Genomic DNA, 25,002 nt, shown 5'->3' with positions numbered 1-25,002 from the left:
CCGGGCCGACGACGATCCGGTGGGAGGAACCCGATGACACACCAGGCGGTGTCCGTGGAGACGACGGACGCGGACCCGGTGCTCGGTGCGCGTGTCCGCGCGGCCCTGGCCGCGCCCGACGCCGGGCCGCTGACCGTGCTCGAGGGCGGCCGGTCCGGACTGACCTACGTCCTGCGCGACGGCGGGTCGGGCTTCGTGGTGAAGGCCGTCCCCCCGGGGCGGCCCGCGAGGGGCCGTCACGACGTCCTCCGCCAGTCGCACGTGCTCTCGGCCCTCGCCGGGCACGGGCTGCCGGTCCCGGCGGTCCTCGCCCGCGAGGACGACGAGCCCGCCTGGTTCGCCATGGAGCTGGCCGACGGCGAGGCCGTCGAGCCCGTGCTCGACGTCGACACGGCCCTGTCGCCGGAGCTGGCGCGCGAGCGCACGACCCGGGCCGCGCGCGTCCTCGGCGCCCTGCACGCGGTGCCGCGCGACCGGCTCGCCGACGGCCTGCGGGCCGCCGGCGGCGTCGTGCCCGACCCCGCCGGTCCCCGCGACGAGCTCCTGCGCTGGGAGCAGACGATGCAGGCGGTGCCCACCGAGCTCGTGCCCGGGGCGGCCGAGCTCCTCGAGGCCCTGCACGCGGAGGTCCCGGAGCCCGTGGCGTCGGTGCTGGTGCACGGCGATTTCCGGCTCGGCAACCTGCTGTGCTCCGGCACCCGGCCCACGGCCCTCGTCGACTGGGAGATCTGGGGCATCGGTGACCCGCGCATCGACCTCGGCTGGTTCGGGGTCTTCACCGACGGGTCGCTGTTCCCCGGCGTCGGTCGTGTCGTCCCGGGGCTGCCGACCGAGGACGAGCTCGGGGAGCTCTACCGCGAGGCCGGCGGCGTGCACCCGACGACGGCCTGGTTCCGCGCCCTGGCGCGGATGAAGATGGCCGCGATCATGGGGCACAACCTGCGCCGCCACCGCGAGGGCCGACACCACGACCCGGTCCAGGAGCAGCTCCCGCCGACCATCTCGGCCCTGATCTCGTCCGCCCACGCGTTGCTGCGCGGGGGCACGCCGTGACCGTGGCCGCCCCCGCCGAGCTGTTCGACCTCACCGGCCGCACCGCCGTCGTCACCGGCGCCTCGTCGGGGCTGGGGGCGCGGTTCGCCGCGGTGCTCGCCGCCGCGGGCGCCACGGTGTGGACGGCGGCCCGGCGGGAGGACCGGCTGCGCGAGCTCGCGGCCGGGTGCCCGTCGATGCGCCCGGTCGCCGCGGACCTCGCCACCGAGGACGGTCGGCGCGCGCTGGTCGACACCGTCCGGGAGGGCTCGGGCACGATCGACCTGCTGGTGAACAACGCCGGGGTCGACAGCGGGGCGAAGCCCGCCGACGAGACCTCCGAGCGGTTCGCCGAGGTCCTCGGCACCAACCTGGTGGGCCCGTTCCACCTGGCCCGGCTCGCCGCCGAGGCGGCGGGGCCGCGGGGCCTGGCGGTGGTCAACGTCAGCTCGATCCTCGGGCTGGTGTCCGCCGCACCGATGGGCGGGGCGAGCTACGCCGCGTCGAAGGCCGGGCTGCTCGGGCTGACCCGCGAGCTGGCCGGCCACTGGGGCCGCCGGGGGGTCCGGGTCAACGCCCTGGCCCCCGGGTGGTTCCGCACCGAGATGAACGACGAGCTGTTCGCCGACGAGCGCTCGGTGCGCTGGATCGGGCGCAACACGATGCTCGGCCGCGCCGGGGAGCCCGCGGAGCTCGACACCGCGCTGCTGTTCCTGTGCTCGCCCGCCAGCAGCTACCTCACCGGACAGACCCTCACCGTCGACGGAGGGTGGACGGCACGATGACCAGCGTCAGCGAGACCGAGCTCGACGCCTTCACCGACCGGGCACGGGAGTGGTTCGCCGAGACCGTGCCGCGGCGCGCGGACGACGACCGGCGCTCGGTCGCGGTCTTCCACGACCTCCCGTTCGACGAGGAGCGGGACCTGCTCGCGCGGATCCGCGCCTGGCTGCGGACGAAGTTCGACGCCGGCTACGGGGCGCTGTCCTGGCCGTTGGAGCACCACGGTGCCGGCCTGTCGGCCCTGTACGAGGAGGCGTTCGCCGAGGTCGAGCGCGAGTTCGCCACCCCGGGCCAGCACGAGCTGACGTCGGTCTCGACCGCGCTGGTGGCGCCGACCGTGCAGATGTTCGGCACCCCGGAGCAGACCGCCCGGCTGGTCCGCCCGCTCCTGCGCGGCGACGTCACGGCCTGCCAGCTGTTCTCCGAGCCCTCGGCGGGCTCCGACCTGGCCGGTCTCGCCACGCGGGCGGTGCGGGACGGCGACGAGTGGGTGGTCAACGGGCAGAAGGTCTGGAGCTCCGGCGCCCAGTTCGCCGAGTGGGGCGAGCTCGTCTGCCGCACCGATCCCGACGTGCCCAAGCACCAGGGCCTCACCGCCTTCCTGCTGCGCATGGACACCCCGGGTGTCGACGTCCGGCCGCTGCGCCAGATGTCGGGCGGGAGCTCGTTCTGCGAGGTGTTCCTCGACGACGTGCGGATCCCCGACGCGTGGCGGCTCGGCGAGGTCGGCGGGGGCTGGGGCGTCACGCTCGCGACCCTGGGTTTCGAGCGCGGGCACTCCGGCGCGAACGCCGACCTCGGGGGCGGCTTCGACCAACTCCTCGACGACGCCCGCCGCTTCGGGCGCACCGGCGACCCGGAGGTCCGGCGGCTGCTCGCCGCGGTGTACGCGGCGGAGAAGGTCGCCGCCGTCTCGGCCCAGCGCGACCGCGAGGCGCGCCTGGCCGGCGAGGAGCCCGGCGCGATCGGGTCGCTGCGCAAGCTGGCCTGGACGCAGCGCCTGTCCCTGGTCTCGCAGGCCGCCGCCGCCGTCCTGGGGTCGCGGCTGGTCGCCGACGCGGGCGACGGCAGCTACCGCTGGACCGAGCACGTCCTCGGCGCCCCGGGCTACCGGATCGCCGGCGGGTCGGACGAGGTCCAGCGCACGATCATCGCGGAGCGCCTGCTGGGGCTGCCGCCCGAACCCCGCGCCGACCGCGGCGTCGCGTGGAAGGACATCCCGAGATGAGTGGATCGGTGGCCGACGCCGTCGCGGCGGCGCGGCCGGACACGGAGCCCCTGGCCGGGCGCACCGCCCTGGTGACCGGCGGCTCGCGGGGCCTGGGACGGGAGATCGCGATCGCGTTCGCCACCGCGGGCGCCGACGTCGCGGTCGCGTCGCGCAAGAAGGACGCCTGCCTCGCGCTGGCGGAGGACCTGTCCGCGGCGACCGGCCGCCGGGTCACGGCCCACGCGGCGCACATGGGGCAGTGGGACCAGGTGGACGCCCTGCTCGACGAGGTCGAGGCCGAGCTGGGCCCGGTCGACGTCCTCGTGAACAACGCCGGGATCGCCCCGACCTACCCCTCGCTCGACAAGGTCTCCGAGGACCTGTTCGACAAGGTCTTCGCGGTCAACGTCAAGGGACCGTTCCGGCTCACGGCGCTGGCCGGGGCCCGCATGGTGCAGCGCGGCGGCGGGGTCGTCCTCAACATCTCGTCGATGGGGTCCGGGCGGCCGACGGCGGGCGACCTGCCCTACACGGCGGCGAAGTCGGCGCTGAACACGCTGACGGCCGGCTTCGCGCAGGAGTACGGCCCCGCGGTCCGGGTGAACACGATCCTCGCGGGCCCGTTCGCCACCGACATCAGCCGGTCGTGGGACCCGGCCGTGGTGGCGCGGATGGCGCAGGACTGGCCGTTGGAGCGGGTCGGGGACCCCGCCGAAATCGTCGGGGCGGCGCTGTACCTGTGCGGGCCGCGGGCGACCTACACCACCGGCGCGCTGCTGGCCGTCGACGGCGGACGGCTGGCCGCGCCGTGACCGCGCCCAGGTTCGTCGACCCCTCGCTGCTCACCGACACCGCGGACGGCCCCGCGCTGCTGGGCAGCCGGTGCTCCGACTGCGGCGCCCACACCTTCCCCCGCCAGGGCGGCTGCCCCCGCTGCACGGGCGCGGCCATGGAGGACGTCCCGCTCTCGCGGACCGGCACGCTCTGGTCCTGGACGACGCAGGGCTTCCGCCCCAAGCCGCCGTACACCGGCACCGAGGCGTACGAGCCCTACGCCGTCGGCTACGTCGAGCTGCCCGACCAGCTGCTCGTCGAGACCCGGCTGGCCGAGACCGACCCGGACCGCCTGGAGATCGGCATGCCGGTCGAGCTCGCGCTGGTGCCCTTCCGCGGCGACGACCAGGGGTCCGTGCACACCTACGCCTTCGTGAGGAGGACGTCGTGAGCGGCGTCGCGATCGTCGGGATCGGCATGCACCGGTTCGGCCGCACCGAGGGCGTCTCCGGCCGCGCCCAGGCCGTGCACGCGGCGCGCCGGGCCCTCGACGACGCCGGGCTGCGCTTCTCCGACATGCAGTTCGGGTTCGGGGGCTCGCACTCGGCGGGGGACGCGGACACGCTCGTCTCCGAGCTGGGCCTCACCGGGCTGCCCTTCATCAACGTGGCGAACGGCTGCGCGACCGGCGGCTCCGCCCTCATCGCCGCGGACGCCGCCATCCGGTCGGGGACCCACGACCTCGGCATCGTCATCGGGTTCGACAAGCACCCGCGCGGCGCCTTCGACACCGACCCCGCCGAGCACGGGATCGGGTCCTGGTACGGCGAGACCGGGATGATGGTCACGACGCAGTTCTTCGGCATGAAGATCCAGCGCTACCTGCACGACCACGGGATCAAGCCCGACGTGCTCGCCGAGATCGCGGCCAAGGCCTTCCGCAACGGCGCCCGCAACCCGATGGCGTGGCGACGGAAGGAGATCACCGCGGACGAGATCGCCGCGGCGCCGATGATCTCCCACCCGCTCACCCAGTACATGTACTGCTCGCCGGGCGAGGGCGCGGTGGCGCTGGTGCTGTGCCGCGCCGAGGACGCCCACCGCTACACCGACCGTCCGGTGTTCCTGGCGGCCGCGACCTTCCGGAGCCGCCGCTACGGCTCGTTCGAGGTGTTCTCGCCCTGGCTCGCCCTCGACCGCGCGCCCTCCCCGACCGTCGATGCCGCCGCCGCGGCGTTCGACGCCGCCGGGGTCGCGCCGGCGGAGGTCGACGTCGCGCAGATCCAGGACACCGAGTCCGGCGCCGAGCTCATGCACATGGCCGAGACCGGGCTCTGCGCGCACGGCGAGCAGGAGGAGCTGATCGTCTCCGGCGCCACCGCGATCGAGGGCCGGCTGCCGGTCAACACCGACGGCGGCTGCCTGGCCAACGGCGAGCCGATCGGCGCCTCGGGCCTGCGGCAGGTCCACGAGAACGTGCTCCAGCTGCGCGGCGACGCCGGCGAGCACCAGGTCCCGGGTGACCCGCGGGTCGGGTTCACCCACGTCTACGGCGCGCCGGGCATCTCCGCCTGCACCGTGCTCACCCGCTAGGAGCCGCACCGCCATGAGTTGGGGATTCGAGTCCGAGCCCGAGGTCGCCCGGGAACTGGAGTGGGTCGAGGAGTTCGTCCGCGACGAGGTCGAGCCCGTCGACCTCGTCGTCGAGCACGCCTGGAACCCGCACGACCCCGTCCGCAACGCGCTGATCCGGCCGCTGCAGGAGCGGGTCAAGGAGCGGCGGCTCTGGGCCTGCCACCTCGGCCCGGAGCTGGGCGGGGAGGGCTACGGCCAGCTGCGCCTGGCGCTGCTCAACGAGAAGCTGGGTCGCACCCACTCCGGTCCGGTCGTGTTCGGGTGCCAGGCACCGGACTCCGGCAACGCCGAGATCCTCGCCCACTACGGCACCGACCACCTGAAGAAGACCTACCTCGAGCCGCTGATCGCCGGCGACATCGTCTCCTGCTTCTCCATGACCGAGCCGCACGGCGGCTCGGACCCGACCGGCTTCCGCACCACGGCCGTCCTCGACGGCGACGAGTGGGTGATCAACGGCGAGAAGTGGTTCTCCAGCCACGCGCTGTTCGCGGAGTTCCTCATCGTCATGGCGGTGACCGAGCCGGACGCGGAGCCCCACCGGTCGATGTCGATGTTCGTCGTCCCCGCGGACACCCCGGGGATCGAGCGGGTCCGGGACGTGTCGGTCTGGGGCCACGAGGAGCCGGTCGGCACCCACCAGTACCTGCGCTACACCGACGTCCGCGTCCCGGCCGAGAACATCCTCGGCGAGCGCGGCGAGGCCTTCGCCGTGGCCCAGACCCGTCTGGGCGGGGGCCGCATCCACCACGCCATGCGCACGGTGGGGCTGGTCGCGTCGGCCTTCGAGATGATGAAGCGCCGGGCGGTGTCGCGGACGACCAAGGGCACGCGGCTGGCGGACACCCAGCTGGTCCAGGAGATGATCGCCGATTCCTGGATCCAGATCGAGCAGTTCCGCCTGCTGGTGCTGCGCACGGCGTGGCGCATCGACCGCTACCAGGACTACCGCAAGGTCCGCGCCGACATCTCGGCGGTCAAGGCGGCCATGCCGAAGGTGCTCGCCGACGTCGCCGGGCGCGCGATCCAGATCCACGGCTCGCTGGGCATCTCGAAGGAGCTGCCGTTCGGCAAGTGGGTCCTGGAGTCGTACCACATGGGCCTCGCCGACGGCGCCACGGAGATCCACAAGATCAACCTCGCCCAGGCCCTGCTGCGCGGGACCGAGCCCGACGACGGGCTGTTCCCGCCCTACATCCTGCCCACCCGCCGCGCCGAGTCCCGGGAGCGCTTCGCGCAGGTCCTGGCCGAGGCGGCCGACGACGGGGAGACCCCGTGAGCCTCCGTATCACCCCCGACGCCGACGCCGAGGACCTGCGGGTCGTCGTGCGGGACTTCCTCGAGCGGCGGACCGAACCGTCCCGGGACCCGGACACCCCGTGGGACCGCGACCTCTGGCGCCGGTTCGCCGCCGAGCTCGGGGTCGTCGCCCTCGACGTGCCCGAGGAGCTCGGGGGCGCCGGCGCGACCTTCCGCGAGGTCGCGGTCGTCGCCGAGGAGCTGGGCCGGCGTCCGGTCCGCCTGCCGTGGTTCTCCACCGCCGTCCTCGCCGTCGGCGCCCTGACCGCCCTGCGGGGCACCGACGACCTCCGTCGGGAGCTCCTGGCCGACCTGGCCGCGGGCGAGCGGACGGCCGCCTTCGCGTTCCGCGAGGACCACGACACCTGGGACCCCGACCGCCTCCGCACACGGGCGGAGGGGGACGACGACGGCGGGTGGCGGCTGTCCGGCACCAAGCTGCAGGTCGTCGAGGGCGCGACGGCCGATGTCCTCCTCGTCGTCGCGGCCGTCGAGGGCGAGCCGGCCGTGTTCGTCGTGGACGGCACGGCCGAGGGCCTGGTGCGGTCGCCGCTGCGGGCCCTGGACCCGAACCGGCAGCTCGCCGACGTGCTGCTCGACCGGGTCCCCGCCCGACGGCTGGGCGGCACCGGCGACGCCCGCGACGTCGTCACGCGGGTGCTCGAGCGGGGCCGGGCCGCGCTCGCCTGCGAGCAGACGGGCGGCGCGGCGGCCGCCATGGAGCTCTCCGTCGCGTACGCCGGGCAGCGGGTCCAGTTCGGCCTCCCGATCGCCACGTTCCAGGCCGTCAAGCACCGGTGTGCGGACATGGCGGTGCGGGTGGAGGCGGCACGCTCCGCGTCCTGGTGGGCCGCGGCCGCGCTCGCCGAGTCCTCCCCGGAGGCGCCGGCGGCCGTCGCCACCGCCGCGCTCGTCTGCGGGGAGGCCTACTCCTGGGTGGCGGGGGAGACCGTCCAGGTCCACGGGGGCATCGGCTTCACCTGGGAGCACGTGGCCCACCTCCACGTCCGTCGCGCGGCCACCGACGCGGTCCTGCTGGGGACCGAGCACACCGAGGCGCTGCTGGCCGCGGTCGGCGTGGCGAGCGCATGAACCCGGTTCAGGAGCTGTCTACGCTGGGGGAGACCCACCCGGCGAAAGGGCTGCCCATGAGCATCGAGGCACTCACCGAGACCGACGACGGTCCACGGTCCAAGCGGCCCGCCATCCTGGCCGCCGCCGTGGAGTGCTTCGGGGAGGCCGGCTACGAGGGCACGAAGTGGTCGGCGGTCGCGGACCGCGTCGGCATCGGGCAGACCGCGCTCTACCACTACTTCGAGTCCAAGGCCCACTGCCTTCTCACGATCATGCGGCTGGGGTTGCGGAACTCCGACGCCGCGTTCCACGACGCCGTCGCGGGCGCACCGACGGCACTGGCCGGGCTCCGGGCGGCGGTGGGCGCGGCGTACGCCCTCTCGCCGCCCGAGGTCCAGCAGAACCGCATCCTGGTGGCCAACATCGGGCTGCTCGCGACGGCCCGGCTCTCGGAGCGCGAGGAGTCCGAGCGCCAGGCCTGCCGGGCGCTCGTGGCCCGCGTGGAGCGGAACTGGGTCGACCTGCTCGAGCAGGGCATCCGGTCCGGGGAGTTCCCGGGCCGCGACCCCGCGATCATGGCGCGCAGCCTCCTGGGTCTGATCACCGGTGTGTGGCGCTGGTACCGCCCGGACGGTGCGCTCGACCTCGACGCCATCGCGGAGTTCATGGAGGGGTGCGCGGTCCGCATGGTGGCCGCCGATACGCCGTGACCGTCGAGGAGGACGGCAGTTGATCATCGAGGAGTACTACGAGCGGCTCGACGGGGCGGACCCGCTGAGCGGGCTGGACCTGGTCGCCCCCGACGTCGAGTTCCTGATCGCGATCCCCGGCCACGACGTGCGGGGGTCCGGCCGCCCCGACCTCGAGGCCTACGTCGCGGGCCGGCCCGCCGTGGGCCGGCGCCACCACGTCCACCGCCGCGCGGTCGACGGTGACCTCGAGATGGTCCACGGCGTGGTCACCGAGGCCGACGGCCGCGGGACCGGGTCGTTCACCGCGACGGCGCTGGTCGCCGACGGTCTGGTCACCCGCTACCAGGCGTTCTTCCGGCCCGACTTCGGGATGTTCCCGCTGCCGGTGGGTGGGGAGTGAGCATGGAGGCCGACGAGGTCCTCACCACCACCCGGGCCGTCCGGCGTCGCCTCGACCCCGCCCGGCCCGTCCCGCTCGACCTGATCCGCGAGTGCGTCGACGTGGCGCTCCAGGCTCCGGCCGGGTCCAACCTGCCCCGGACCCGCTTCGTCGTCGTCCGGGACCCAGTGCTGCGGACCGGGCTGGCCGACCTCTACACCGAGGTCTACGAGGGGACCTACCGCGACTCGGAGGGTTACATCGGGCGGGTCGCGACTGACGACGCCGGAGCCGCCAGGACGCAGGAACGCTCCGCGCGGTCCGCCGACGCGCTGGCGAACGCCCTCCACGAGGTCGACACCATCGTGCTCGTCTGCCTGGAGGGAGCGCGGCTGGACGGGCTCTCGGCGATGGCGAGCGCCTCGCTGCTCGGGGGCGTGCTGCCGGCGACGTGGAGCTTCATGCTGGCCGCCCGGGCCCGCGGCCTCGGCACCTGCTGGACGACGATGCACCTGGCCCGCGAGCGCGAGGCCGCCGACCTGCTGGGGATCCCGTACGAGCGGGTGCAGCAGGTGTGCCTGACCCCGGTGGCCTTCACCGTGGGCGAGCGCTTCGGCCGCGCGCGCCGGCCGTCCGTCGACGACGTCCTGCACCTGGACGGGTGGGACGCCGGCCTGCCGAGCGTGCCGGACGTCCGGGGCCTCGCGGCCCGCTGACCCTTGCCGCCGAGGCGCGCCGTGCCTACTCTCCACTAAATCGAATTGAACTCAACTCAGGAGTCGGGATGATCGACGACGATCTCGCCACGACCACGGCGCCGTTCCTGCGTCGCTGGTTCGCCAGCCTCGACGGGGACTCGCCGGACGACATCCTGGACATGATCGCGCCCGACTTCCGCTTCTCCATCGTGTTCGGCACCGGGGGTGGGGAGGCGCGGGACTTCGCGGGCGGCCGCGCGGCGATGGAGGGCTACCTCGCCCAGCGCGAGAAGGGCGTCCTGACCCACCACGTCCTGAGCGCCTCCACGGTGGCCTCCGACGAGCTGGTGCTCGGCCAGGCCCGTCGCGGTGGCGCGTTCGAGTCCACGTTCGTCGCGGCCGCGCGGCTCGACGCCGAGGGCAGGGTCACCGACCTCATGATCGGTCGCTCGCCCGAGCTCGACGTCGTCCGCTGACACCCGCCGCCGAGAAGGAGGAACCGTGTTCAACCTGGTCCTGCTGGCCGCCCGTCCCCCGGAGTGGACGCACGAGCAGTTCATCGACTGGTGGCGCGGCGAGCACGCGGAGATGACCTACCCGCTGCCCGGGCTGCGGGCCTGGCGGCACACCGCGGTCTCGAGCGCGCTCGAGCCCCGCTCGGAGGGGTGGGACGGTCTCTCGGTGCTGAGCTTCGACGACGAGGCCTCCGCCCGCGCCGCGCTGGAGAGCGAGGAGTGGGCGGCCGCCGTCCGTCACGTCGGGTCGATGCGGGGTCGTCGGATCGCCCTGCTCGGCGACGAGCGCGACATGCTCGGGGCCGTGCGGTGAGGCAGCTCGTCGCCGAGCTGGACCGGCGCGCCGCCGTCGCGCCCGACGACGTCGTCGCGATCGACGCCGAGGGTCCGCACGGCCTGGCGGACCTCCTGCGGCGCGGCGCGGGGCTCGCCGGCGAGATCGAGACCCGCACGGGGCGCCGACCCACCCTGATGGTGCAGGCGGACAACTCGTGGCGCACGCTCGTCGCCGCCGTCGCGGTCGGGCGGCTCGACGGCACCCTCGCCCTCCTGAGCCGGCACACCACCTGCGAGGAGTTCGCGGCCGCGTGCGAGGACGTCGACCCGGACGCGGTCCTCCTCGCGCCGGACATCGCCCACGCCATCGCCCCTGACATCGCCCACGACACCGCGACCCGGTCCGACGCCGCGGTCCTCGACGGCTGGCGCCTCACGGCCCGCCCGGCGCGCCCGCCCGAGCGCTGGCGCGGGGGCGCGGTCATCGGGCTGACCTCGGGCTCGACCGGCCGGGCCAAGGGCGTCGTCCAGACCGAGGCCGCCCTGCGCTACGCGGGCCGGGCCACCATCGACGCGGTGGGGCTGCGGCCCGGGGACACGGTCGCCGCGCTCGTGCCCCTGTCCTCGGCGGCCGCCGTCTGCTTCGGGCTCTACCTGCCGCTCATGCTCGGGGGCCGGGTCCTGCTGCTCGACCGCTGGGACCCGCAGGTCGCGGTCGACCTCATGGCCGCCCACGACGCGCGCTGGACGATGTGCGTGCCCACCATGGCGCTGCAGATGGGCGCCGCGGCCCGTCACGGCGGCGAGCTCGCCGCCCTGACGGCCATGACGGTGGGCGGCGGGCCGATGGACGCCGGCGCCCTCGGCCGGGCCGAGGAGCGGCTCGGCACCCGCATCCTGCGGGTCTTCGGCATGTCCGAGTGTCTCGGGCACACGACCTCGCGGCCGGACGACGACCCCGTGACCCGCCTGGCGACCGACGGCACCCCGTTCCCCGGGACCGAGCTCCGCGCCGTCGACGAGACCGGGGCGCCGGCCGCCGTCGGGGTCACCGGTCGGGCCGAGGTCCGCGGACCGTCGCTGTTCCTCGGGTACGCGCGGGCGGGCGAGGTCGTCCCGCCCGACCTGACCCCCGACGGCTTCCTGCCGACCGGCGACCTCGTCGAGATCGCGCCCGACGGGACGGCGTCCATCCGCGGCCGGGAGAAGGACATCATCATCCGCGGTGGCCGCAACATCGACGTCACCGAGGTCGAGTCGGCGGTGGCACGGCATCCGCACGTCGACCAGGTCTGCGTCGTCCCCGTGCCCGACGACGTCCTGGGGGAGCGGGTCGCCGCCCTGCTCGTGACGTCCCGGGACGACCTGGATCTCCCCGAGCTGCAGCGCCACCTCGGCGACCTCGGGCTGACGAAGGGGAAGTGGCCGGAGTTCGCCTTCCGGGTGGACGGCCTGCCCCAGAACCGCGTCGGGAAGCTCTCGCGGGCCGACGCCGCGCGCCTGGCCCTCCGCCTGCGCGACCAGGTGTCGGCCTGACGGGGCCCTCCTCGCCGTCCACCTCGTCCCGGCGCAGCGGAGCCCGTGTCGGGCGAGGGGTCAGAGCGTCGGCACCATGCCGCCGTCGCAGCGCAGCGCCGTCCCGGTGATGTACGCGGCGGGGACGCTGCACAGGAACGCGGCGGCCGCCCCGAACTCCTCGGGGTCGCCGTAGCGGCCGACCGGGATCGTCGCGCGCACATCGGCCTCGACGTCCTCGCGCGGCCGGCCGGTGCGCTCGGCGACCGCCGTGTCGATCTGCTCGGCCCGCGGGGTGGCGATGCGGCCGGGCAGCAGCGAGTTGACCGTGACCCCGGAGGGCGCCACCTCCGCCGCGAGGGTCTTGAGGTGGCCGGCCAGCGCCGCCCGCGCCAGGTTCGACAGCGCGAGGCCGGGGATGGGCGCCTCGATGCTGGTGGAGCTGATGCTCAGGACCCGCCCCCACCCGCGACGGACCATCTCGGGCAGGGCGAGCTCCAGGAGGACCTGGTGCGGCACGACGAGGGTGTCGATCGCGCTCCGGACGCCGTCGGCGTCGACGTCGCGGGCGGTGCCCGGCGGCGGGCCGGGCCCGTTGAGCACCAGGATGTCGGGTGACCCGACCTGGTCGACGGTGGCCGCGAAGAGCTCCTCGGCGCCGCCCGGCGCGACCAGGTCGGCGCCGATGCCCACCGCGCCCGGCAGCTCCTCCGCCGCGGCGCGCGCCCGCTCGGCGGACCGTCCCGAGACGACGACGCGCGCGCCGTTCCGGGCCAGTGCCGCGGCCGTGGCGCGGCCGAGGCCGGAGGTGGAGGCGCACACCAGCGCCGACCGGCCGGCGAGACCCAGGTCCATGACCGGCAGCCTAGGAGGCCAGGGTGTCCGCGAGCGCGTCGAGCCCGTCGGGGTCCCGGTGCGCCCGGACAGTTCGCCGATCCTCAGGGCCGCCCTCTCATCGTCGTCGCCCGCCTCCTGCCGGTCGCGTGCCGCTCGTCGGACACCCGTCAGCCGCCGCTGTGGCTCGTCGGAGCGGTCGCGTCTCGCGCGGCGCGCAGGGCCGGCATGATGACGACGTCGATCGAGGCCAGGAGGAAGTCGCGGTCGAACGGCTTGCGCTCGACGAGGGAGCGGTAGGCGGCCATCGTCGGCAGGACCCGGCAGATGGTGTCGATGTCCGCCTCGCGCGGGACCTCGCCCCGTTCGACACCGCGCAGCATCACGGTGCGGTGTGCCTGCGCCCACGGGCCGACGAGCGCGGCGTCGGCCGCCTCGGCGAGGGTGGGTTCGTGCCAGAGCACCGAGGCCAACCCGACCAGGTCCCGCATCCGACGAGCACTCTGCTCGGGGGTGTCCGGTCGGAACAGGGCGACGAGGTCACCCCGCACCGACCCGGTGTCGGGCAGGGCCGCGAGATCGACCTGAGCACCCCGGAAGCGCTCCACGGCGTCGAGGACCAGGTCCTGCTTCGACGCCCAGCGCCGGTACATCGTCGCCTTCCCGGCCCGGGCCCGTGCGGCGACCATGTCCATGGTCAGACGGGCGTACCCGACCTCGCCGAGCACCTCCGTGGTCGCCTCGAGGATCGCGTCGTCGCGGCTGGGGTCCCGCTTGCGACCACCACGTCCCGCGGCCTTCCGCTGCTCGGTCTGCTCGGACATGACGACCCTCCCCGGCCTGCCGACCGGGAGCGCCGCCGTCGACGGACCGAGGGGCGGCGGCAGGGGCGACCACGGTCGCTCGTGGAACTGTAGAGTTCCGGATCGTAGCACCGTCGTCGTCGCGGCTGGTCAGTCCGACTGCGCGTGCGCGTTCATCGAGTGCGTGACCCGCTCCAGGAAGCGGGTCACCGCCTCGTGCTCGGCGGGCTCCAGGGAACGGCTGATCGCGTCGACGTCGAGGATCGAGGGCAGCCAGCTCTGTCGGGCCAGGTCGCGGGCACCCGGGCGCAGCCGCACGACGACCCGTCGACGGTCGGTCGGGTGCGGGACACGGTCGACGTGCCCCGACGTGGCGAGCCGGTCGACCAGCGCGGTCGCCGCGTTCGCGGAGATGGCGAGGCGACGCGCGAGCTCCGTCGCCTGCAGGGGCCCCTGGATCTGGAGCAGTGACAGGGCGCGCATGTCGGTGACGTGCGTGCCCATCCGTCGCGCCTGCGCGGCCGCGAGGTCGTACGCGGCCGCGATCAGGAGGTGGACGCCCGTGGTCGCGTCGTCCAACGGCTGGATCGACGTGTCATCCGACCCGGCCATGCTCTACCGTCCAAGTCATCGAATGTTTCCATCATGGAAGTACGAGGCAATCTTCCTCCGTGACGGCTCCATCTTCCACCACGTCCGCCGCTGCCGGCGTCGGTCGACCGCGCGCCCTCCTCCCCGCGGTGGCCGCCGCGCTGTTCGCCGTCATCGGGGCGAGTACGTCGTTCGGGATCGCGCTGCCGGTGCTCGCCGGCGAGATCGGGGCCGGCCAGACCGAACTGACGGTGATCGAGACCGCCTACACGGTGGTCTTCGCCGCGGTCCTGCTGCCCGCCGGGCTCGCGGCCGACCGTTTCGGGCGCCGGCGGGCCCTGGTGGGCGGCCTGCTCGTGTTCGGTGGCGCCCAGCTCCTCATCGGGCTGGCCGGGACCCCGGTGCTCATCGCCGCGCTGCGTGCGGTGTCCGCGCTCGGTGCCGCCGCGGTGTTCCCGAGCACCCTGGCGGTCCTCGTCGACGCCTACCCGGAGCGGCTGCGGGCCCGGGCCGTCGCGATCTGGGTGGGCGTGTCGTCGGTGTCGGCGACCCTCGGCGGGCTCATCAGCGGCGTCCTCGTCGACGTCGTGTCGTGGCGGGCCGTGCCCGGGCTGTTCGGGGTCGTCGCCCTGCTGGTGGCGCTCCCGGTCGCACGCACCACGCGGGATCGCCCCCGTCGCGAGCTCGCGCTCGACTGGCCCGGGGCCGTGCTGGCCCTCGTCGGCCTCGCCGGCGTCGTCCTCGGCATCACGCAGGCCGGGCAGTCGGGGCCGACCGCCCCGGCCGCCCTGGTGCCGATCGTGCTCGGGGCCGCGGCCCTGATCGGGTTCGTCGTCCGTGAGCTCCGCGCCCGGACGCCGCTGCTGCCGCTGCGCCTGCTCCGGGACCGTGGCGTGGTCGTCGGCAGCCTCCTCCTGCTCCTGGTGTTCGCGGCGTTCTCCGCCTTCACGTTCCTCGGGCCGCAGTACCTGCAGTACGTGCGCGGCTACTCCGGCCTGACCGCGGCGGTGGCGCTGCTGCCGGCCGACGTCGGGCTGGTCCTCGCCATCCCCGCGCTGACCGTCGTGCTCCGCCGGTTCGGCGCCCGGGGGACCGGGGCGCTCGGCGCCGGTCTCACCGCCGCGGGGCTGTTGCTGCTGGCGCTCGGGGCCTCCGCGACGTCCTACTGGCCGACCGCCCTCGCGCTCGTGGTGTTCGGCGCCGGCACGACGCTCGCCATCACGCCGGCGACGACGCTCGTCGTGGCCGGGCTGCCGGCCTCCCGCCTGACCGTGGCCTCCGCCTTCACCTACCTCACCCGCCAGGTGGGCGTGGCCGCCTCGAGCGCCGTCGTGGGGGCCGGCCTCCTCGTGGTCTACCAGTCCCGGGTCGCCGACGCCCTCGTGGGACTGCCCGGTCCGGCCGCCGCGCGGGCGTCGGACGGCCTCAGCGAGGTGGTCGGCCTGGCCCCCGAGCTCGGCCCCGCCGGTGACGCGCTCCTCGCCGCCGCCCGGTCCGCCTTCACCGCGGGCTACCAGGTCGCCCTCGTCGGCTGCGCCGCCGCGGCCGCCCTCGGTGGCCTGCTCTGCGCCCTGCTCGCCCCCTCCGGACTCACCGAGGTCCTCGACGCCCCGCCCGACCTCACCCCGACGACCACCCCGACGACCACCCCGACGACCACCCCGCCTGCCCGCACCCGGCCCGACACCCCTGGAGGCAGCTCGTGAGCCGCCACGCCCTCATCTCCGGAGCCAGCATCGCCGGACCCGCCCTCGCGCTCGAGCTCGCCCGGCGGGGCTGGCGCACCACCATCGTCGAGCGAGCACCGAAGCTGCGCGACGAGGGTCAGAACGTCGACGTCAAGGGCGCCGGACGCGAGGTCCTGCGACGCCTCGGCCTGGTCGACGCCGTCGCCGCGGCCACCACCGGCGAGCGCGGGCTGCGCTTCGTCGACGACGAGGGCCGGGTCCTCGCGTCGTTCCCCGTCTCCGAGACCGACATCGGCACCGTCGAGTACGAGATCCTGCGCGGCGAGCTCTCCCGGATCCTCGTCGACCGGACGTCCACGGTCACCGACTACCGGTTCGACACCCGGATCGAGGACCTCGAGGACCGTGGCGACCGCGTGGTCGCCACCCTCTCCGACGGCGAGACCCTCTCCGCCGACGTGGTCGCGATCGCCGAGGGCCTGCGCTCGTCCACCCGCGACCTGGTCCTGCCCGACGCCCGCATCCGCGAACTCGGTATGTACTGCGCCTACGTGACGCTGCCCCGCACCGACACCGACGACGCGTGGTGGAACTGGCACCACGCTCTCGGGCGCCGCAGCGTGCACGTGCGGCCCGACAACCTCGGCACCACCCGCGCGCTGCTGTCGTTCATGACCGACGTCCGGGGCCTCGAGACCCTCGACCGCGCCGACCAGGCGACCATCCTGCGACGCACCTTCGCCGACGTCGGCTACGCCGCCCCGCGCATCCTCGCCGCGCTCGACGACGCACCGTTCTACTTCGACGCGATCGGCCAGGCCCGGCTGCCGCGCTGGAGCGCCGGGCGTGCCGTCGTGGTCGGCGACGCGGCGGGCTGCGCCTCGCCGATCAGCGGCATGAGCACGAGCATCGCGCTGGTCGGGGCCCACGTCCTCGGCGGCGAGCTCGACCGCCACGACGACCACCGTACGGCCGTCGGCGCCTACGAGAGCCGGGTGCGCCCCTACGTCGAGCGGGCACAGCGGCTCACGCCCGGCGCCCCGGAGCTGGGCAACCCCGACACCCGGCTCGGCCGCGCCGGCACCCTCGCCTTCTTCCGCGCGATGTCCCACCCGCTCGTGTCGCGGGCCGCGGGGCTCCTCGGTCGTCCGTCCCGCCCGCCCGCCGACGAGATCGACCTGCCGGCGGACGACGCCCCGACCGCGGCCGTCACCTCGTGATGATCTCCCGGGGCGCCGTGCCGCTCCACGTCAACGTCTACGGGGGTACCGGTCCCGCGGTGCTGCTGCTCCACGGGGCCGGGGCCGACAGCAGGAGCTTCGACGTCCTCGGCCCCCTGCTCGCGGACCGCTTCCGCCCCGTCGCGGTCGATCTCCGCGGCCACGGCGGTTCCGGGGCCGGCCCGTTCACCTGGGACGCCGTGCTCGACGACCTCGAGACCGTCGTCGACGCCCTCGAGCTCGGGTCCCCGGCCGTGGTGGGGCACTCGGTGGGCGGCCTGGTCGCGGGCCGGTGGGCGGGACGCCACCCCGACTGCCCGGGGGCGGTCAGCCTCGACGGGCACCGGCAGGCCGGGGTCGACCTCGCCCACCACGACCCCACGGGGACCGGCCTCGACGCGCAGACCCTCGGCCTCGCCGCCGCGGACTACACCACGTGGTTCGAGCAGGTGTTCGCCGGCCTCGAGGCGCAGAAGCCGTCGACACAGGCGCAGGCGAGCGCGGCGGCCCGTGCCCTGCTGCGCGCCGACGACCTGCGCTCGTTCGAGGAGGTCACCGCGCCGGTCCTGCTCGTGGTCGCGGCGTCGAGCGGCCCGATGACGCCCCCACGATGGGAGCCCCTGATGAGGGCGTTCCGCAGCGGACTACGGCGGGACCTGCTCGAGCTCGCCCGGCATCGCCCCAACATCAGCGTCCAGGAGGTCGACGCGTCCCACGCCGTGCTGGCGGAGAGACCCGAGGAGACGTCCCGGATCGTCCACTCCTTCCTGGCCGCGTCCCGTCAGGGCGTCGAGGGCGCGCGCGGGTGCGTCAGGACGACCCCGTCACGGCGTCGAGCCGTCGGGTGACGACGTCGATGAACGCGGCGACGACGGGACCGGTCGCACGCCCCCGGTGCCAGACCAGGCCGATGAGGCGGTGCGCGAGCACGTCGGCGAGGGGGACGTACGCGACGCCGGGCTCGGCGCGGCCCGGGCGCGGCGCGGGCACGATCGCGACGCCGAGCTCGGCCGCGACCAGGCCCTCCAGGGTGCCGATCTCGGTGCTCTCGAAGGCGACGCGGGGGGCGATCCCCGCCCGGGCGCAGAGCTCGTCGGTCAGCCGACGGAAACCGATCGGTTCGCGCAGGACCACGAACGGCTCGTGCGCGCTCTCGGCCAGATCGATCCGGTCCCGGCCGGCGAGGGGGTGGTCGGCCGGCACCGCGAGACACAACTGTTCACGGTGCAGCGGTGCCCAGGCGAGGTCCTCGCCGTCGGGCGGCGAGGTGGTGAGCGCGACGTCGACGCGCCCGGCCCGGAGGTGCTCCAGGATCTCGTGCGCGACGCCCTGGGTGAGCTCGACGGTGACCCCGGGTGCCCGGGATCGGTGGGCGCGCAGGACGTCCGGGGTGAGCCAGGTGGCGATCGAGTGCAGGAACGCGAGGCGGATCGTCCCGCGCTCGGGATCGCGCCAGGTGGCGATGCGTTCCCGGGCGGTGTCGAGCTCGGCGAGGCCGCGGCGGGCGTGCTCGAGGAGGATCTCTCCCGACCGGTTGAGTCGCAGCCGCCGGTTGACACGGTCGAACAGCGGCGCTCCCATCTCCCTCTCGAGACGCCGCAGGGCACGGGAGAGCGTCGGCTGGGCGACCCGGAGGCGATCGGCGGCGCGGGTCATGTGCTCGGTCTCGGCGAGCACGACGAACCACGCGAGCTCGTCGATGGTCGTCACGGGGCCATCATGGCCGCCGGCTCGTCAGTCGCGGTCGAGTCCACCGCGCTTGACCAGTTGCGAGGCGATGACGTTGCGCTGGATCTCGTTGGTCCCCTCGCCGACGATCATCAGCGGCGCATCGCGGAAGTACCGCTCGACGTCGTACTCGGTCGAGTAGCCGTAGCCGCCGTGGACGCGCACCGCGTTGAGCGCGACCTCCATCGCGGTCTCGGAGGCGAACAGCTTGGCCATCCCGGCCTCCAGGTCGGCCCGGGCGCCGGTGTCGTACTTCTCGGCGGCGTGCAGGATCAGCTGCCGCGCCGCGGTGATCTTCGTGCCCATGTCGGCGAGGTAGTTGCCCACCGACTGGTGCTGCCAGATGGGCTTGCCGAACGTCTCCCGCTCCTGGGCGTACCGCAACGCGTCCTCGAACGCGGCGGTCCCGACGCCGAGGGCACGCGCGGCGACCTGGATGCGTCCGGTCTCGAGGCCCTTCATCATCTGGGCGAAGCCCCGACCCTCACGGCCCCCGAGCAGCGCGTCGCCGGGCACCCGCATGTCGGTGAAGTTCAGCTCGCACGTCTCGACGCCCTTGTACCCGAGCTTGGAGAGGTCCTTCGACACCTCGAGACCGGGCCCGTGCTCGACCAGCAGGATCGAGACGCCCCGGTGCGCGGGCTCGGCGGCGGGGTCGGTCTTGCACAGGAGGGCGATGAGCCCGGAGCGGCGGGCGTTGCTGATCCACGTCTTGGCGCCGTTGACGACGTAGTCGTCGCCGTCCCGGTGCGCCCTCGTGGTCATCGCCTGGAGGTCCGACCCGCCGCCGGGCTCGGTCAGCGCCATGGTGGCGCGCAGCTCGCCGGTGGCCATCCGCGGCAGGTAGCGGTCCTGCTGGTCGCGGGTCCCGAACTCGACGAGCAGCTTGGCGACGACGGTGTGCCCGCCCATGGCGCCGGCGAGGCTCATCCACCCGCGGGCGAGCTCGGCGGTGACGAGCGCGTAGCAGGGCATGGAGACCGGGGCCTCGCCCCAGGGCTCGGGGATCGCCAGCCCGTAGATGCCCATCTCCTTCATCTGCTCGATGAGGGCCTCGGGGTAGGCGTCGGCGTGCTCGAGCTCGTTGACGTGCGGTTTGACCTCACGGTCGACGAACTCGCGCACGAGGTCGACGACCGCTCGTTCCTCGGTGTCCAGCGTGGGCATGGCGGGCCTCTCGGTCAGCGGAAGCGGGCGGTGGCGGTCAGGGAGGGCGGACAATCCCGGGCCCCGACGGCGAGGGACGCCCCGTCCCCGTCGGGCGCACCGGCGGCGACCAGCGGCGTCGGGAGGAAGGCCGGTCGCACCAGTCGGTAGGAGAACTCGGCCACCACGGCGTCCGGCGCGCAGGTGCGGGGCAGCTCCAGGGCGAGCAGCGCGAGCAGCGGCCCGTGGACCACGAGGTCCGGATAGCCCTCGACGCCGGTGGTGTACGGGTGGTCGTAGTGGATGCGGTGGCCGTTGTAGGTCAGGGCGCTGAAGCGTGCGAGCAGCACCGGATCGGGCTCGAGGCCGCGTCGCCAGGGGCCCGGCAGCTCGGTCCCGTCGGCGAGGGGACGTCCGATCGACGGCCGGGTCCGGCCGGGGGTCTCCGAGCGGTACACGACGTCCTGCTCCTCGACGGCGACGTCTCGCCCGTCCACCGTCAGCTCCCGGCGCACCGTGACGAAGGCGCTCGCGCCACTCCGGCCCGACTTCACGGCCACGTCCGACACGCGCTCGCGGCACCGCAGCTCGGCGCCGACGGGGAGGGGGCCGGACGACCACAGGCGACCTCCGGCGAACATGCGTCGCCGCCGGGGCAGCGGCGGCAGGAAGGGGCCCTCGACGGGGTGGCCGTCCTCGCCGATGTCGGACGACGCCCGGTGCTCGAGCAGGGTGAACCAGTGCCACAGGGGAGGGAGAGGGGCGCCCTCCTCGAGGTCCGGCGGCTCGGCGTCGAGCAGGTCCGCGAAGGCGGCCGCCGGCCACGGGTCGATCGACCGGGCGGTGCTCACCTCCGGCGGGGCCCAGTCCTCGAGGAGGTCGGCCAGCTCCCGCGTGGTGGTTTCCGACATGGCGGGACCTCACGACGTCCGGGGGCGGGGGCGGCGCGGGGTGCGCCGCACGCTCAGCCTGCGCCCGGACGACGACGGGGGAAACGGCGACCTGTGCGCGAGATCGATGCACCGGGTGCATCGACGTCGGCGACGCGGCGGGCGCCGCCCCTCCGCGGGACGACGCCGTTCCCGCGGAAACCTGACCGACCGGCCCATGTCACCCCCGGACCACGTCCCGGCGACGGGAGGCCCTTGCGTCTGCGCTCCGCATGTCGCTATTTTCAAACCACCGGTGGATCGAAGGAGGATGGCCCGTGCGGTACGTCGACTTCCTGGACCGCGGCGCGGAACTGTTCGGCGAGCAGGACGCGGTGCGGTCGTCGGAGATCGTGTGGACCTACGACGATCTCGTCGCGATCACCCATCGCATCGCCCGTGGCCTGCAGCGCGACGGCTTCACCCCGGGGGAGCCGGTCGCGATCTGGACCCCCAACCACCCGCGGGGCTTCGCGTGCCAGTTCGGCGCGGCGCGCGCCGGCCAGCCCTGGATCCCGGTCAACGCGCGCAACGGCATCGAGGAGAACGTCGCGGTCCTGACCCGGCTCGGGGCGCGCCACCTGTTCTTCCACCCGAGCGTCGCCGCCGACGCCGCCCGGGCGCTCGCCGAGGTGCCGACGCTGCGGTCGGCGGTGCAGCTCGACGGTCTACCCGTCCTCGACGGCGTCCCGACGTTCGAGGACTGGCTGCCCGGACCCGGCCCGACCGTCACGTGCCCGACCGGGCCGGACGACGTCGTCATGCTGCCCAGCACGAGCGGGACGGCCGGGCGCCCCAAGGGCGTGCGGCACACCAACCGCGGCTTCGAGGCGATGGTGGCGAACTACCAGAGCCTCATGCACTACGAGACGAACCCCGTCACCGTGGCGGCGGCGCCGCTGACGCACGCGGCGGGCTACTTCGCCACCACGCTGCTGTCCCAGGGCGGCACCGTCGTCACGCTGCCCGCCCCCGAGCCGCTCGCGATCATGCAGGCGATCGAGGAGCACCGCGCGACGACGCTGTTCCTGCCCCCGACGTTGATCTACACGATGCTCGCGCACCCGCGGGTCGGCGACTTCGACTACTCCTCGCTGCGGTACATGATCTACGGCGGGGCCCCGATGGCCACCCACAAGCTGCGGGAGGCCATCGACGTCTTCGGGCCGGTCCTCGCGCAGACCTACGGGCTCACGGAGGCGCCGGTGGTCCTCGGGTTCCTCCTGCCCCGGGACCACGTCGAGGCGCTGGCGGACCCGGCGAAGGAGCGTCGCCTGCTCAGCTGCGGACGTCCCGGCCCCTTCACCGAGATCGCCATCGCCGACGACGACGGCCGGCTGCTCGGCGTGGGGGAGCGCGGCGAGATCGTCTGCCGGGGCGGCACCGTGATGGCGGGCTACGTCGACGACCCGGAGGAGGACGCGCGGGCCTTCGCCCACGGCTGGTTCCACACCGGCGACATCGGTGAGCGGGACGCGCAGGGCTTCCTCTACGTCGTCGACCGCAAGAAGGACATGATCATCTCCGGCGGGTTCAACGTGTACCCGGCCGAGGTCGAGCAGGTGGTGTGGGACCACCCCGCCGTCCAGGACTGCGCCGTCATCGGCGTCCCGGACGACCGCTGGGGCGAGGCCGTGACCGCGGTCGTCGAGCTGAAGCCGGGAGCGGAGCTCGACACCGCCGAGCTGATCGCGACGCTGCGCGCGCGGCTGGGCGGGGTCAAGACGCCGAAGTCGGTCCGGGTCGTCGACGCGCTGCCGCGCAGCGCGGCCGGGAAGGTGCTCAAGCGCGTGATCCGCGAGACCTACTGGAAGGGCCGCGACCGTGTCATCTGAGGCGTGGTCCGAGGCGTCGGAGCGGGGCCGGCCGGCGCTGCGCGTCGAGCGCCGGGCCGGCTGCGCGGTGCTCACGCTCGACCGCCCGGAGTCGCTCAACAGCCTCGGTTCCCCGCTGGTCGAGGCGCTGGACGAGGCGTGCGCCGCGATCGAGGACGATCCCGCGGTCCGCGGCGTGCTCATCCGCGGCAGCGGGCGCAGCTTCTGCGCCGGGGGCGACCTCGCCGAGGCGCGCCGGGCCCGCGCGTCCGGGCCGGGCGGCGCCGGGCGCTACTTCGCGACGATCTCGGCGGTGCTGTCCCGGATCGAGCGCCTGCCCGTGCCCACCGTCGCGGTCGTGCACGGGTGGGCCGTCGCCGGGGGGCTCGAGCTGGTGCTGTGCTGCGACCTGGTGCTCGCCGCCGACACCGCCCGGTTCGGTGACGCGCACGCCCGCTGCGGGCTCGTGCCCGGCGGGGGCGGGTCCGTGCGCCTGCCGCGGCGGATCGGGGTGAACCGGGCCAACTGGTTGACCTACACCGGCGAGAGCGTCTCCGCCGCAACGATGCAGCAGTGGGGTCTCGTGGCCGAGGTCCTGCCCGAGGGGGAGCTGTGGGCGGGCGCCGACCGGCTCGCAGCGACCCTCGGCCGTCGCAGCGGGGCGGGGCTGCGGGCCATGAAGCACCTGTCCGACGTCGGGGGCCGGCTCGCCGTCGACGAGGCCCTCGCACTGGAGGGCGCGGTGTGCGCCCGGCACGCCGAGTCCGCGGACGCCGCGGAGGGCTTCGCCGCGTTCGCCGACAAGCGGGAGCCGGGGTTCGCGTCGTGACGGCGCGTCCACGGCCCGCCCCGCCGGAGCCCGACGCCGACAGCGCGACCTTCTGGGCCGCGCTGCGCGAGGAACGCATCGCGCTCCAGCGGTGCTCGGCCTGCCAGCGGCTGCGCTTCCCGCCGATGGGCCGCTGCCCGTGGTGCGCCACGAGCGGCGGGGCGGCGGAGGACGTCCCCGGCACGGGGAGCGTGTACTCCTGGATCGTGGTCCACCGCGCCTTCGACGAGGCGTTCGCCGCCGACGTGCCCTACGTCGTCGCCACGGTGGACCTCGACGAGGGGCCGCGCCTCGCCCTGCGCCTCGACGAGCCGGACGGGGTGGACTTCGGCGCCCGCGTCCGGCCCCGGTTCCACCACCACGAGGACTGGAGCGAGCTCCGGATGGTCCTCGATGGCTGACCGCGCCGTCGCGGTCGCCGGCGTCGGGTACACCCCGTTCACCCGGTCCTCGGGCCGCCCGGTCCTCGACCTCGCCGCCGACGCGGCCGTCGCCGCGTGCGCGGACGCCGGCCTCACGCTCGCCGAGCTCGACGGCATCGCGAGCCACATGGTCGGGTCGGACTCCGAAAACTGCCAGGCCCTCGCGACGGCCCTGGCGCTGCCCGGGCTCCGGTTCGTCCTCGACCTCAACCAGGCCGGCCACGCCCCGTGCCACCTCGTCGGGCTGGCCGCAGCCGCGATCGCCACCGGGCGCGCGGAGCACGTGCTGGTCTTCCGCGCGCTCAACGGGCGGTCCGGGACCAAGGTCGGCTCGGCGCGCTTCCCCGGGCGCGGCGGGCAGTACCGGTACCCGATCGGCTACGACGCCTACCCGATGTACATCGCGATGTGGGCGCGCCGGTACCTGCACGAGACCGGGCAGGGGATCGAGGACCTCGGATCCGTCGCCGTGGCGCACCGTGCCTACGCGGTGCGCAACGAGCGCGCGGTCCAGCGGCGTCCGCTGGACATGGCGGGCTACCTCGCGTCGCCGATGGTCGCGGACCCGTTCCGCGCGGCGGACTGCACCACCGAGGTCGACGGGGCCTGCGCCCTGCTCGTCACGTCGCTGGACCGGGCGCGGGATCTCGCCCGGCCGCCCGCGGTCGTGGCGTCGGCGGCCTACCGCGCGGGTCCCCGGCCGGGTCTCGACATCGGCGACCACGTGCTGACCGGGGACTACACCCGCAACTTCACCGAGGGACTGCGCGACGAGCTGTTCGGGCGGGCCGGGCTGACCCCCGGCGACGTCGACGTGGCCGCGCTCTACGACTGCTTCACCAGCGCCGTCCTGATGAGCCTGGAGGGCCTCGGGCTCGCCGACCGGGGCGGGGCGGGTGAGCTGGTCCGGTCGGGCCGGCTCCCCGTCAACACCCACGGCGGCCTGCTGGGGGAGGGGTACCTGCACGGCATGAACACGGTCGCGGAGGCCGTGCTGCAGGTGCAGGGGCGCGGCGGCGACCGCCAGGCGCCCGACCACGAGGTCGCCGTCGCGACGTCCGGCGCGTTGATGGACGGGTCGGCCCTGCTCCTGCGGTCCGACCGCTGAGGGCACGA

At 74.8% G+C, this 25,002-nt stretch carries 27 protein-coding genes; 21 read left to right on the top strand and 6 right to left on the bottom strand.

The window, feature by feature from the left end; all coding sequences use genetic code 11:
- The first annotated feature begins 54 nt into the window (after positions 1 to 54).
- From PH190_RS15330 to PH190_RS15265, 14 genes are all read left to right on the top strand, one after another.
- Positions 55 to 1,053, top strand: a complete 999-nt coding sequence (locus tag PH190_RS15330) for a phosphotransferase family protein (RefSeq protein ID WP_274232390.1) — start codon at positions 55 to 57, stop codon at positions 1,051 to 1,053.
- A complete protein-coding gene (locus PH190_RS15325) occupies positions 1,050 to 1,817 on the top strand; it encodes an SDR family NAD(P)-dependent oxidoreductase (protein WP_274232389.1) in 768 nt (255 codons plus the stop codon). Before PH190_RS15330 ends, PH190_RS15325 begins: the two co-directional genes overlap by 4 nt.
- Positions 1,814 to 3,043, top strand: coding sequence for an acyl-CoA dehydrogenase family protein (locus PH190_RS15320; protein WP_274232388.1), 1,230 nt, complete (start codon positions 1,814 to 1,816; stop codon positions 3,041 to 3,043). The genes PH190_RS15325 and PH190_RS15320 overlap by 4 nt, the downstream gene beginning before the upstream one ends.
- Positions 3,040 to 3,837: an SDR family NAD(P)-dependent oxidoreductase gene (locus PH190_RS15315; RefSeq protein ID WP_274232387.1), complete on the top strand. Its 798-nt coding sequence runs from the start codon at positions 3,040 to 3,042 to the stop codon at positions 3,835 to 3,837. The genes PH190_RS15320 and PH190_RS15315 overlap by 4 nt, the downstream gene beginning before the upstream one ends.
- Positions 3,834 to 4,250, top strand: a complete 417-nt coding sequence (locus tag PH190_RS15310; RefSeq protein WP_274232386.1) for a Zn-ribbon domain-containing OB-fold protein — start codon at positions 3,834 to 3,836, stop codon at positions 4,248 to 4,250. Before PH190_RS15315 ends, PH190_RS15310 begins: the two co-directional genes overlap by 4 nt.
- Entirely contained in the window at positions 4,247 to 5,392 is a 1,146-nt protein-coding gene (locus PH190_RS15305; protein WP_274232385.1) for a thiolase family protein, read from the top strand. The genes PH190_RS15310 and PH190_RS15305 overlap by 4 nt, the downstream gene beginning before the upstream one ends.
- Positions 5,393 to 5,405: 13 nt before the next feature.
- Positions 5,406 to 6,713 carry an acyl-CoA dehydrogenase family protein gene (locus tag PH190_RS15300; protein ID WP_274232384.1) on the top strand — a complete coding sequence of 436 codons (1,308 nt, stop codon included), beginning with the start codon at positions 5,406 to 5,408 and terminating at the stop codon, positions 6,711 to 6,713.
- Positions 6,710 to 7,825, top strand: coding sequence for an acyl-CoA dehydrogenase family protein (locus tag PH190_RS15295; RefSeq protein ID WP_274232383.1), 1,116 nt, complete (start codon positions 6,710 to 6,712; stop codon positions 7,823 to 7,825). Before PH190_RS15300 ends, PH190_RS15295 begins: the two co-directional genes overlap by 4 nt.
- Positions 7,826 to 7,881: 56 nt before the next feature.
- Complete coding sequence (locus PH190_RS15290) at positions 7,882 to 8,517, top strand: TetR/AcrR family transcriptional regulator (RefSeq protein ID WP_274232382.1); 636 nt, start codon at positions 7,882 to 7,884, stop codon at positions 8,515 to 8,517.
- A 19-nt stretch (positions 8,518 to 8,536) separates the two neighbouring features.
- Entirely contained in the window at positions 8,537 to 8,899 is a 363-nt protein-coding gene (locus PH190_RS15285; RefSeq protein WP_274232381.1) for a nuclear transport factor 2 family protein, read from the top strand.
- Between the two features lie 2 nt (positions 8,900 to 8,901).
- Positions 8,902 to 9,594: a nitroreductase family protein gene (locus PH190_RS15280; RefSeq protein WP_274232380.1), complete on the top strand. Its 693-nt coding sequence runs from the start codon at positions 8,902 to 8,904 to the stop codon at positions 9,592 to 9,594.
- A gap of 68 nt (positions 9,595 to 9,662) precedes the next feature.
- Positions 9,663 to 10,052 (top strand): hypothetical protein, encoded by a 390-nt coding sequence (locus tag PH190_RS15275; protein ID WP_274232379.1) that lies wholly within the window; start codon positions 9,663 to 9,665, stop codon positions 10,050 to 10,052.
- 25 nt (positions 10,053 to 10,077) lie between these two features.
- The gene (locus tag PH190_RS15270) at positions 10,078 to 10,404 is read left to right on the top strand and encodes an EthD domain-containing protein (protein ID WP_274232378.1); all 327 of its coding nucleotides are present in this window, start codon (positions 10,078 to 10,080) and stop codon (positions 10,402 to 10,404) included.
- Positions 10,401 to 11,903, top strand: coding sequence for a class I adenylate-forming enzyme family protein (locus PH190_RS15265; RefSeq protein WP_274232377.1), 1,503 nt, complete (start codon positions 10,401 to 10,403; stop codon positions 11,901 to 11,903). The genes PH190_RS15270 and PH190_RS15265 overlap by 4 nt, the downstream gene beginning before the upstream one ends.
- A gap of 60 nt (positions 11,904 to 11,963) precedes the next feature.
- On the opposite strand, the gene PH190_RS15260 is transcribed toward PH190_RS15265, so the two are convergent.
- The 3 genes from PH190_RS15260 to PH190_RS15250 form a co-directional block, all read right to left on the bottom strand.
- A complete protein-coding gene (locus PH190_RS15260) occupies positions 11,964 to 12,737 on the bottom strand; it encodes an SDR family oxidoreductase (RefSeq protein WP_274232376.1) in 774 nt (257 codons plus the stop codon).
- A 149-nt stretch (positions 12,738 to 12,886) separates the two neighbouring features.
- Complete coding sequence (locus tag PH190_RS15255; RefSeq protein ID WP_274232375.1) at positions 12,887 to 13,540, bottom strand: TetR/AcrR family transcriptional regulator; 654 nt, start codon at positions 13,538 to 13,540, stop codon at positions 12,887 to 12,889.
- A gap of 129 nt (positions 13,541 to 13,669) precedes the next feature.
- Positions 13,670 to 14,131: a MarR family winged helix-turn-helix transcriptional regulator gene (locus tag PH190_RS15250; RefSeq protein WP_274232374.1), complete on the bottom strand. Its 462-nt coding sequence runs from the start codon at positions 14,129 to 14,131 to the stop codon at positions 13,670 to 13,672.
- A 128-nt stretch (positions 14,132 to 14,259) separates the two neighbouring features.
- On the opposite strand from PH190_RS15250, the gene PH190_RS15245 reads away from it, so the two are divergent.
- From PH190_RS15245 to PH190_RS15235, 3 genes are read left to right on the top strand one after another with little or no spacing between them, the layout of a single operon-like run.
- The gene (locus PH190_RS15245) at positions 14,260 to 15,816 is read left to right on the top strand and encodes an MFS transporter (protein ID WP_274232373.1); all 1,557 of its coding nucleotides are present in this window, start codon (positions 14,260 to 14,262) and stop codon (positions 15,814 to 15,816) included.
- The gene (locus PH190_RS15240; RefSeq protein ID WP_274232372.1) at positions 15,813 to 17,018 is read left to right on the top strand and encodes an FAD-dependent monooxygenase; all 1,206 of its coding nucleotides are present in this window, start codon (positions 15,813 to 15,815) and stop codon (positions 17,016 to 17,018) included. Before PH190_RS15245 ends, PH190_RS15240 begins: the two co-directional genes overlap by 4 nt.
- Positions 17,018 to 17,866, top strand: coding sequence for an alpha/beta fold hydrolase (locus tag PH190_RS15235; RefSeq protein ID WP_274232467.1), 849 nt, complete (start codon positions 17,018 to 17,020; stop codon positions 17,864 to 17,866). Before PH190_RS15240 ends, PH190_RS15235 begins: the two co-directional genes overlap by 1 nt.
- On the opposite strand, the gene PH190_RS15230 is transcribed toward PH190_RS15235, so the two are convergent.
- The 3 genes from PH190_RS15230 to PH190_RS15220 are packed head-to-tail and all read right to left on the bottom strand — an operon-like array spanning position 17,829 to position 20,803.
- Positions 17,829 to 18,728: a LysR family transcriptional regulator gene (locus PH190_RS15230; protein WP_274232371.1), complete on the bottom strand. Its 900-nt coding sequence runs from the start codon at positions 18,726 to 18,728 to the stop codon at positions 17,829 to 17,831. The genes PH190_RS15235 and PH190_RS15230 overlap by 38 nt on opposite strands.
- A 24-nt stretch (positions 18,729 to 18,752) precedes the next feature.
- Positions 18,753 to 19,913 carry an acyl-CoA dehydrogenase family protein gene (locus PH190_RS15225; RefSeq protein ID WP_274232370.1) on the bottom strand — a complete coding sequence of 387 codons (1,161 nt, stop codon included), beginning with the start codon at positions 19,911 to 19,913 and terminating at the stop codon, positions 18,753 to 18,755.
- Positions 19,914 to 19,927: 14 nt separating this feature from the next.
- Positions 19,928 to 20,803: an HTD2 family dehydratase gene (locus PH190_RS15220; RefSeq protein ID WP_274232369.1), complete on the bottom strand. Its 876-nt coding sequence runs from the start codon at positions 20,801 to 20,803 to the stop codon at positions 19,928 to 19,930.
- A 296-nt stretch (positions 20,804 to 21,099) separates the two neighbouring features.
- On the opposite strand from PH190_RS15220, the gene PH190_RS15215 reads away from it, so the two are divergent.
- From PH190_RS15215 to PH190_RS15200, 4 genes are read left to right on the top strand one after another with little or no spacing between them, the layout of a single operon-like run.
- Positions 21,100 to 22,656: a class I adenylate-forming enzyme family protein gene (locus PH190_RS15215; protein WP_274232368.1), complete on the top strand. Its 1,557-nt coding sequence runs from the start codon at positions 21,100 to 21,102 to the stop codon at positions 22,654 to 22,656.
- Positions 22,646 to 23,464 carry an enoyl-CoA hydratase/isomerase family protein gene (locus PH190_RS15210; RefSeq protein ID WP_274232367.1) on the top strand — a complete coding sequence of 273 codons (819 nt, stop codon included), beginning with the start codon at positions 22,646 to 22,648 and terminating at the stop codon, positions 23,462 to 23,464. The genes PH190_RS15215 and PH190_RS15210 overlap by 11 nt, the downstream gene beginning before the upstream one ends.
- Positions 23,461 to 23,865 carry a Zn-ribbon domain-containing OB-fold protein gene (locus PH190_RS15205; RefSeq protein WP_274232366.1) on the top strand — a complete coding sequence of 135 codons (405 nt, stop codon included), beginning with the start codon at positions 23,461 to 23,463 and terminating at the stop codon, positions 23,863 to 23,865. Before PH190_RS15210 ends, PH190_RS15205 begins: the two co-directional genes overlap by 4 nt.
- Positions 23,858 to 24,994: a thiolase C-terminal domain-containing protein gene (locus PH190_RS15200; protein ID WP_274232365.1), complete on the top strand. Its 1,137-nt coding sequence runs from the start codon at positions 23,858 to 23,860 to the stop codon at positions 24,992 to 24,994. Before PH190_RS15205 ends, PH190_RS15200 begins: the two co-directional genes overlap by 8 nt.
- Positions 24,995 to 25,002 lie beyond the last annotated feature (8 nt).

Origin of the sequence: Actinomycetospora straminea, from assembly GCF_028737255.1 — a bacterium.
GTDB lineage: Bacteria > Actinomycetota > Actinomycetes > Mycobacteriales > Pseudonocardiaceae > Actinomycetospora > Actinomycetospora straminea.
The sequence above is the reverse complement of the archived record's forward strand: the minus strand, read 5'-3'. Positions and strand labels throughout refer to the sequence as shown.

Excerpts from the sequence above, each read along its gene's own strand:
- PH190_RS15280 (WP_274232380.1), top strand. The coding sequence starts at position 8,902 with ATGGAGGCCGACGAGGTCCTCACCACCACCCGGGCCGTCCGGCGTCGC.
- PH190_RS15320 (WP_274232388.1), top strand. The coding sequence starts at position 1,814 with ATGACCAGCGTCAGCGAGACCGAGCTCGACGCCTTCACCGACCGGGCA.
- PH190_RS15260 (WP_274232376.1), bottom strand. The coding sequence starts at position 12,737 with ATGGACCTGGGTCTCGCCGGCCGGTCGGCGCTGGTGTGCGCCTCCACC.
- PH190_RS15220 (WP_274232369.1), bottom strand. The coding sequence starts at position 20,803 with ATGTCGGAAACCACCACGCGGGAGCTGGCCGACCTCCTCGAGGACTGG.
- PH190_RS15235 (WP_274232467.1), top strand. The coding sequence starts at position 17,018 with ATGATCTCCCGGGGCGCCGTGCCGCTCCACGTCAACGTCTACGGGGGT.
- PH190_RS15315 (WP_274232387.1), top strand. The coding sequence starts at position 3,040 with ATGAGTGGATCGGTGGCCGACGCCGTCGCGGCGGCGCGGCCGGACACG.
- PH190_RS15275 (WP_274232379.1), top strand. The coding sequence starts at position 9,663 with ATGATCGACGACGATCTCGCCACGACCACGGCGCCGTTCCTGCGTCGC.
- PH190_RS15225 (WP_274232370.1), bottom strand. The coding sequence starts at position 19,913 with ATGCCCACGCTGGACACCGAGGAACGAGCGGTCGTCGACCTCGTGCGC.
- PH190_RS15300 (WP_274232384.1), top strand. The coding sequence starts at position 5,406 with ATGAGTTGGGGATTCGAGTCCGAGCCCGAGGTCGCCCGGGAACTGGAG.
- PH190_RS15290 (WP_274232382.1), top strand. The coding sequence starts at position 7,882 with ATGAGCATCGAGGCACTCACCGAGACCGACGACGGTCCACGGTCCAAG.
- PH190_RS15255 (WP_274232375.1), bottom strand. The coding sequence starts at position 13,540 with ATGTCCGAGCAGACCGAGCAGCGGAAGGCCGCGGGACGTGGTGGTCGC.
- PH190_RS15250 (WP_274232374.1), bottom strand. The coding sequence starts at position 14,131 with ATGGCCGGGTCGGATGACACGTCGATCCAGCCGTTGGACGACGCGACC.
- PH190_RS15200 (WP_274232365.1), top strand. The coding sequence starts at position 23,858 with ATGGCTGACCGCGCCGTCGCGGTCGCCGGCGTCGGGTACACCCCGTTC.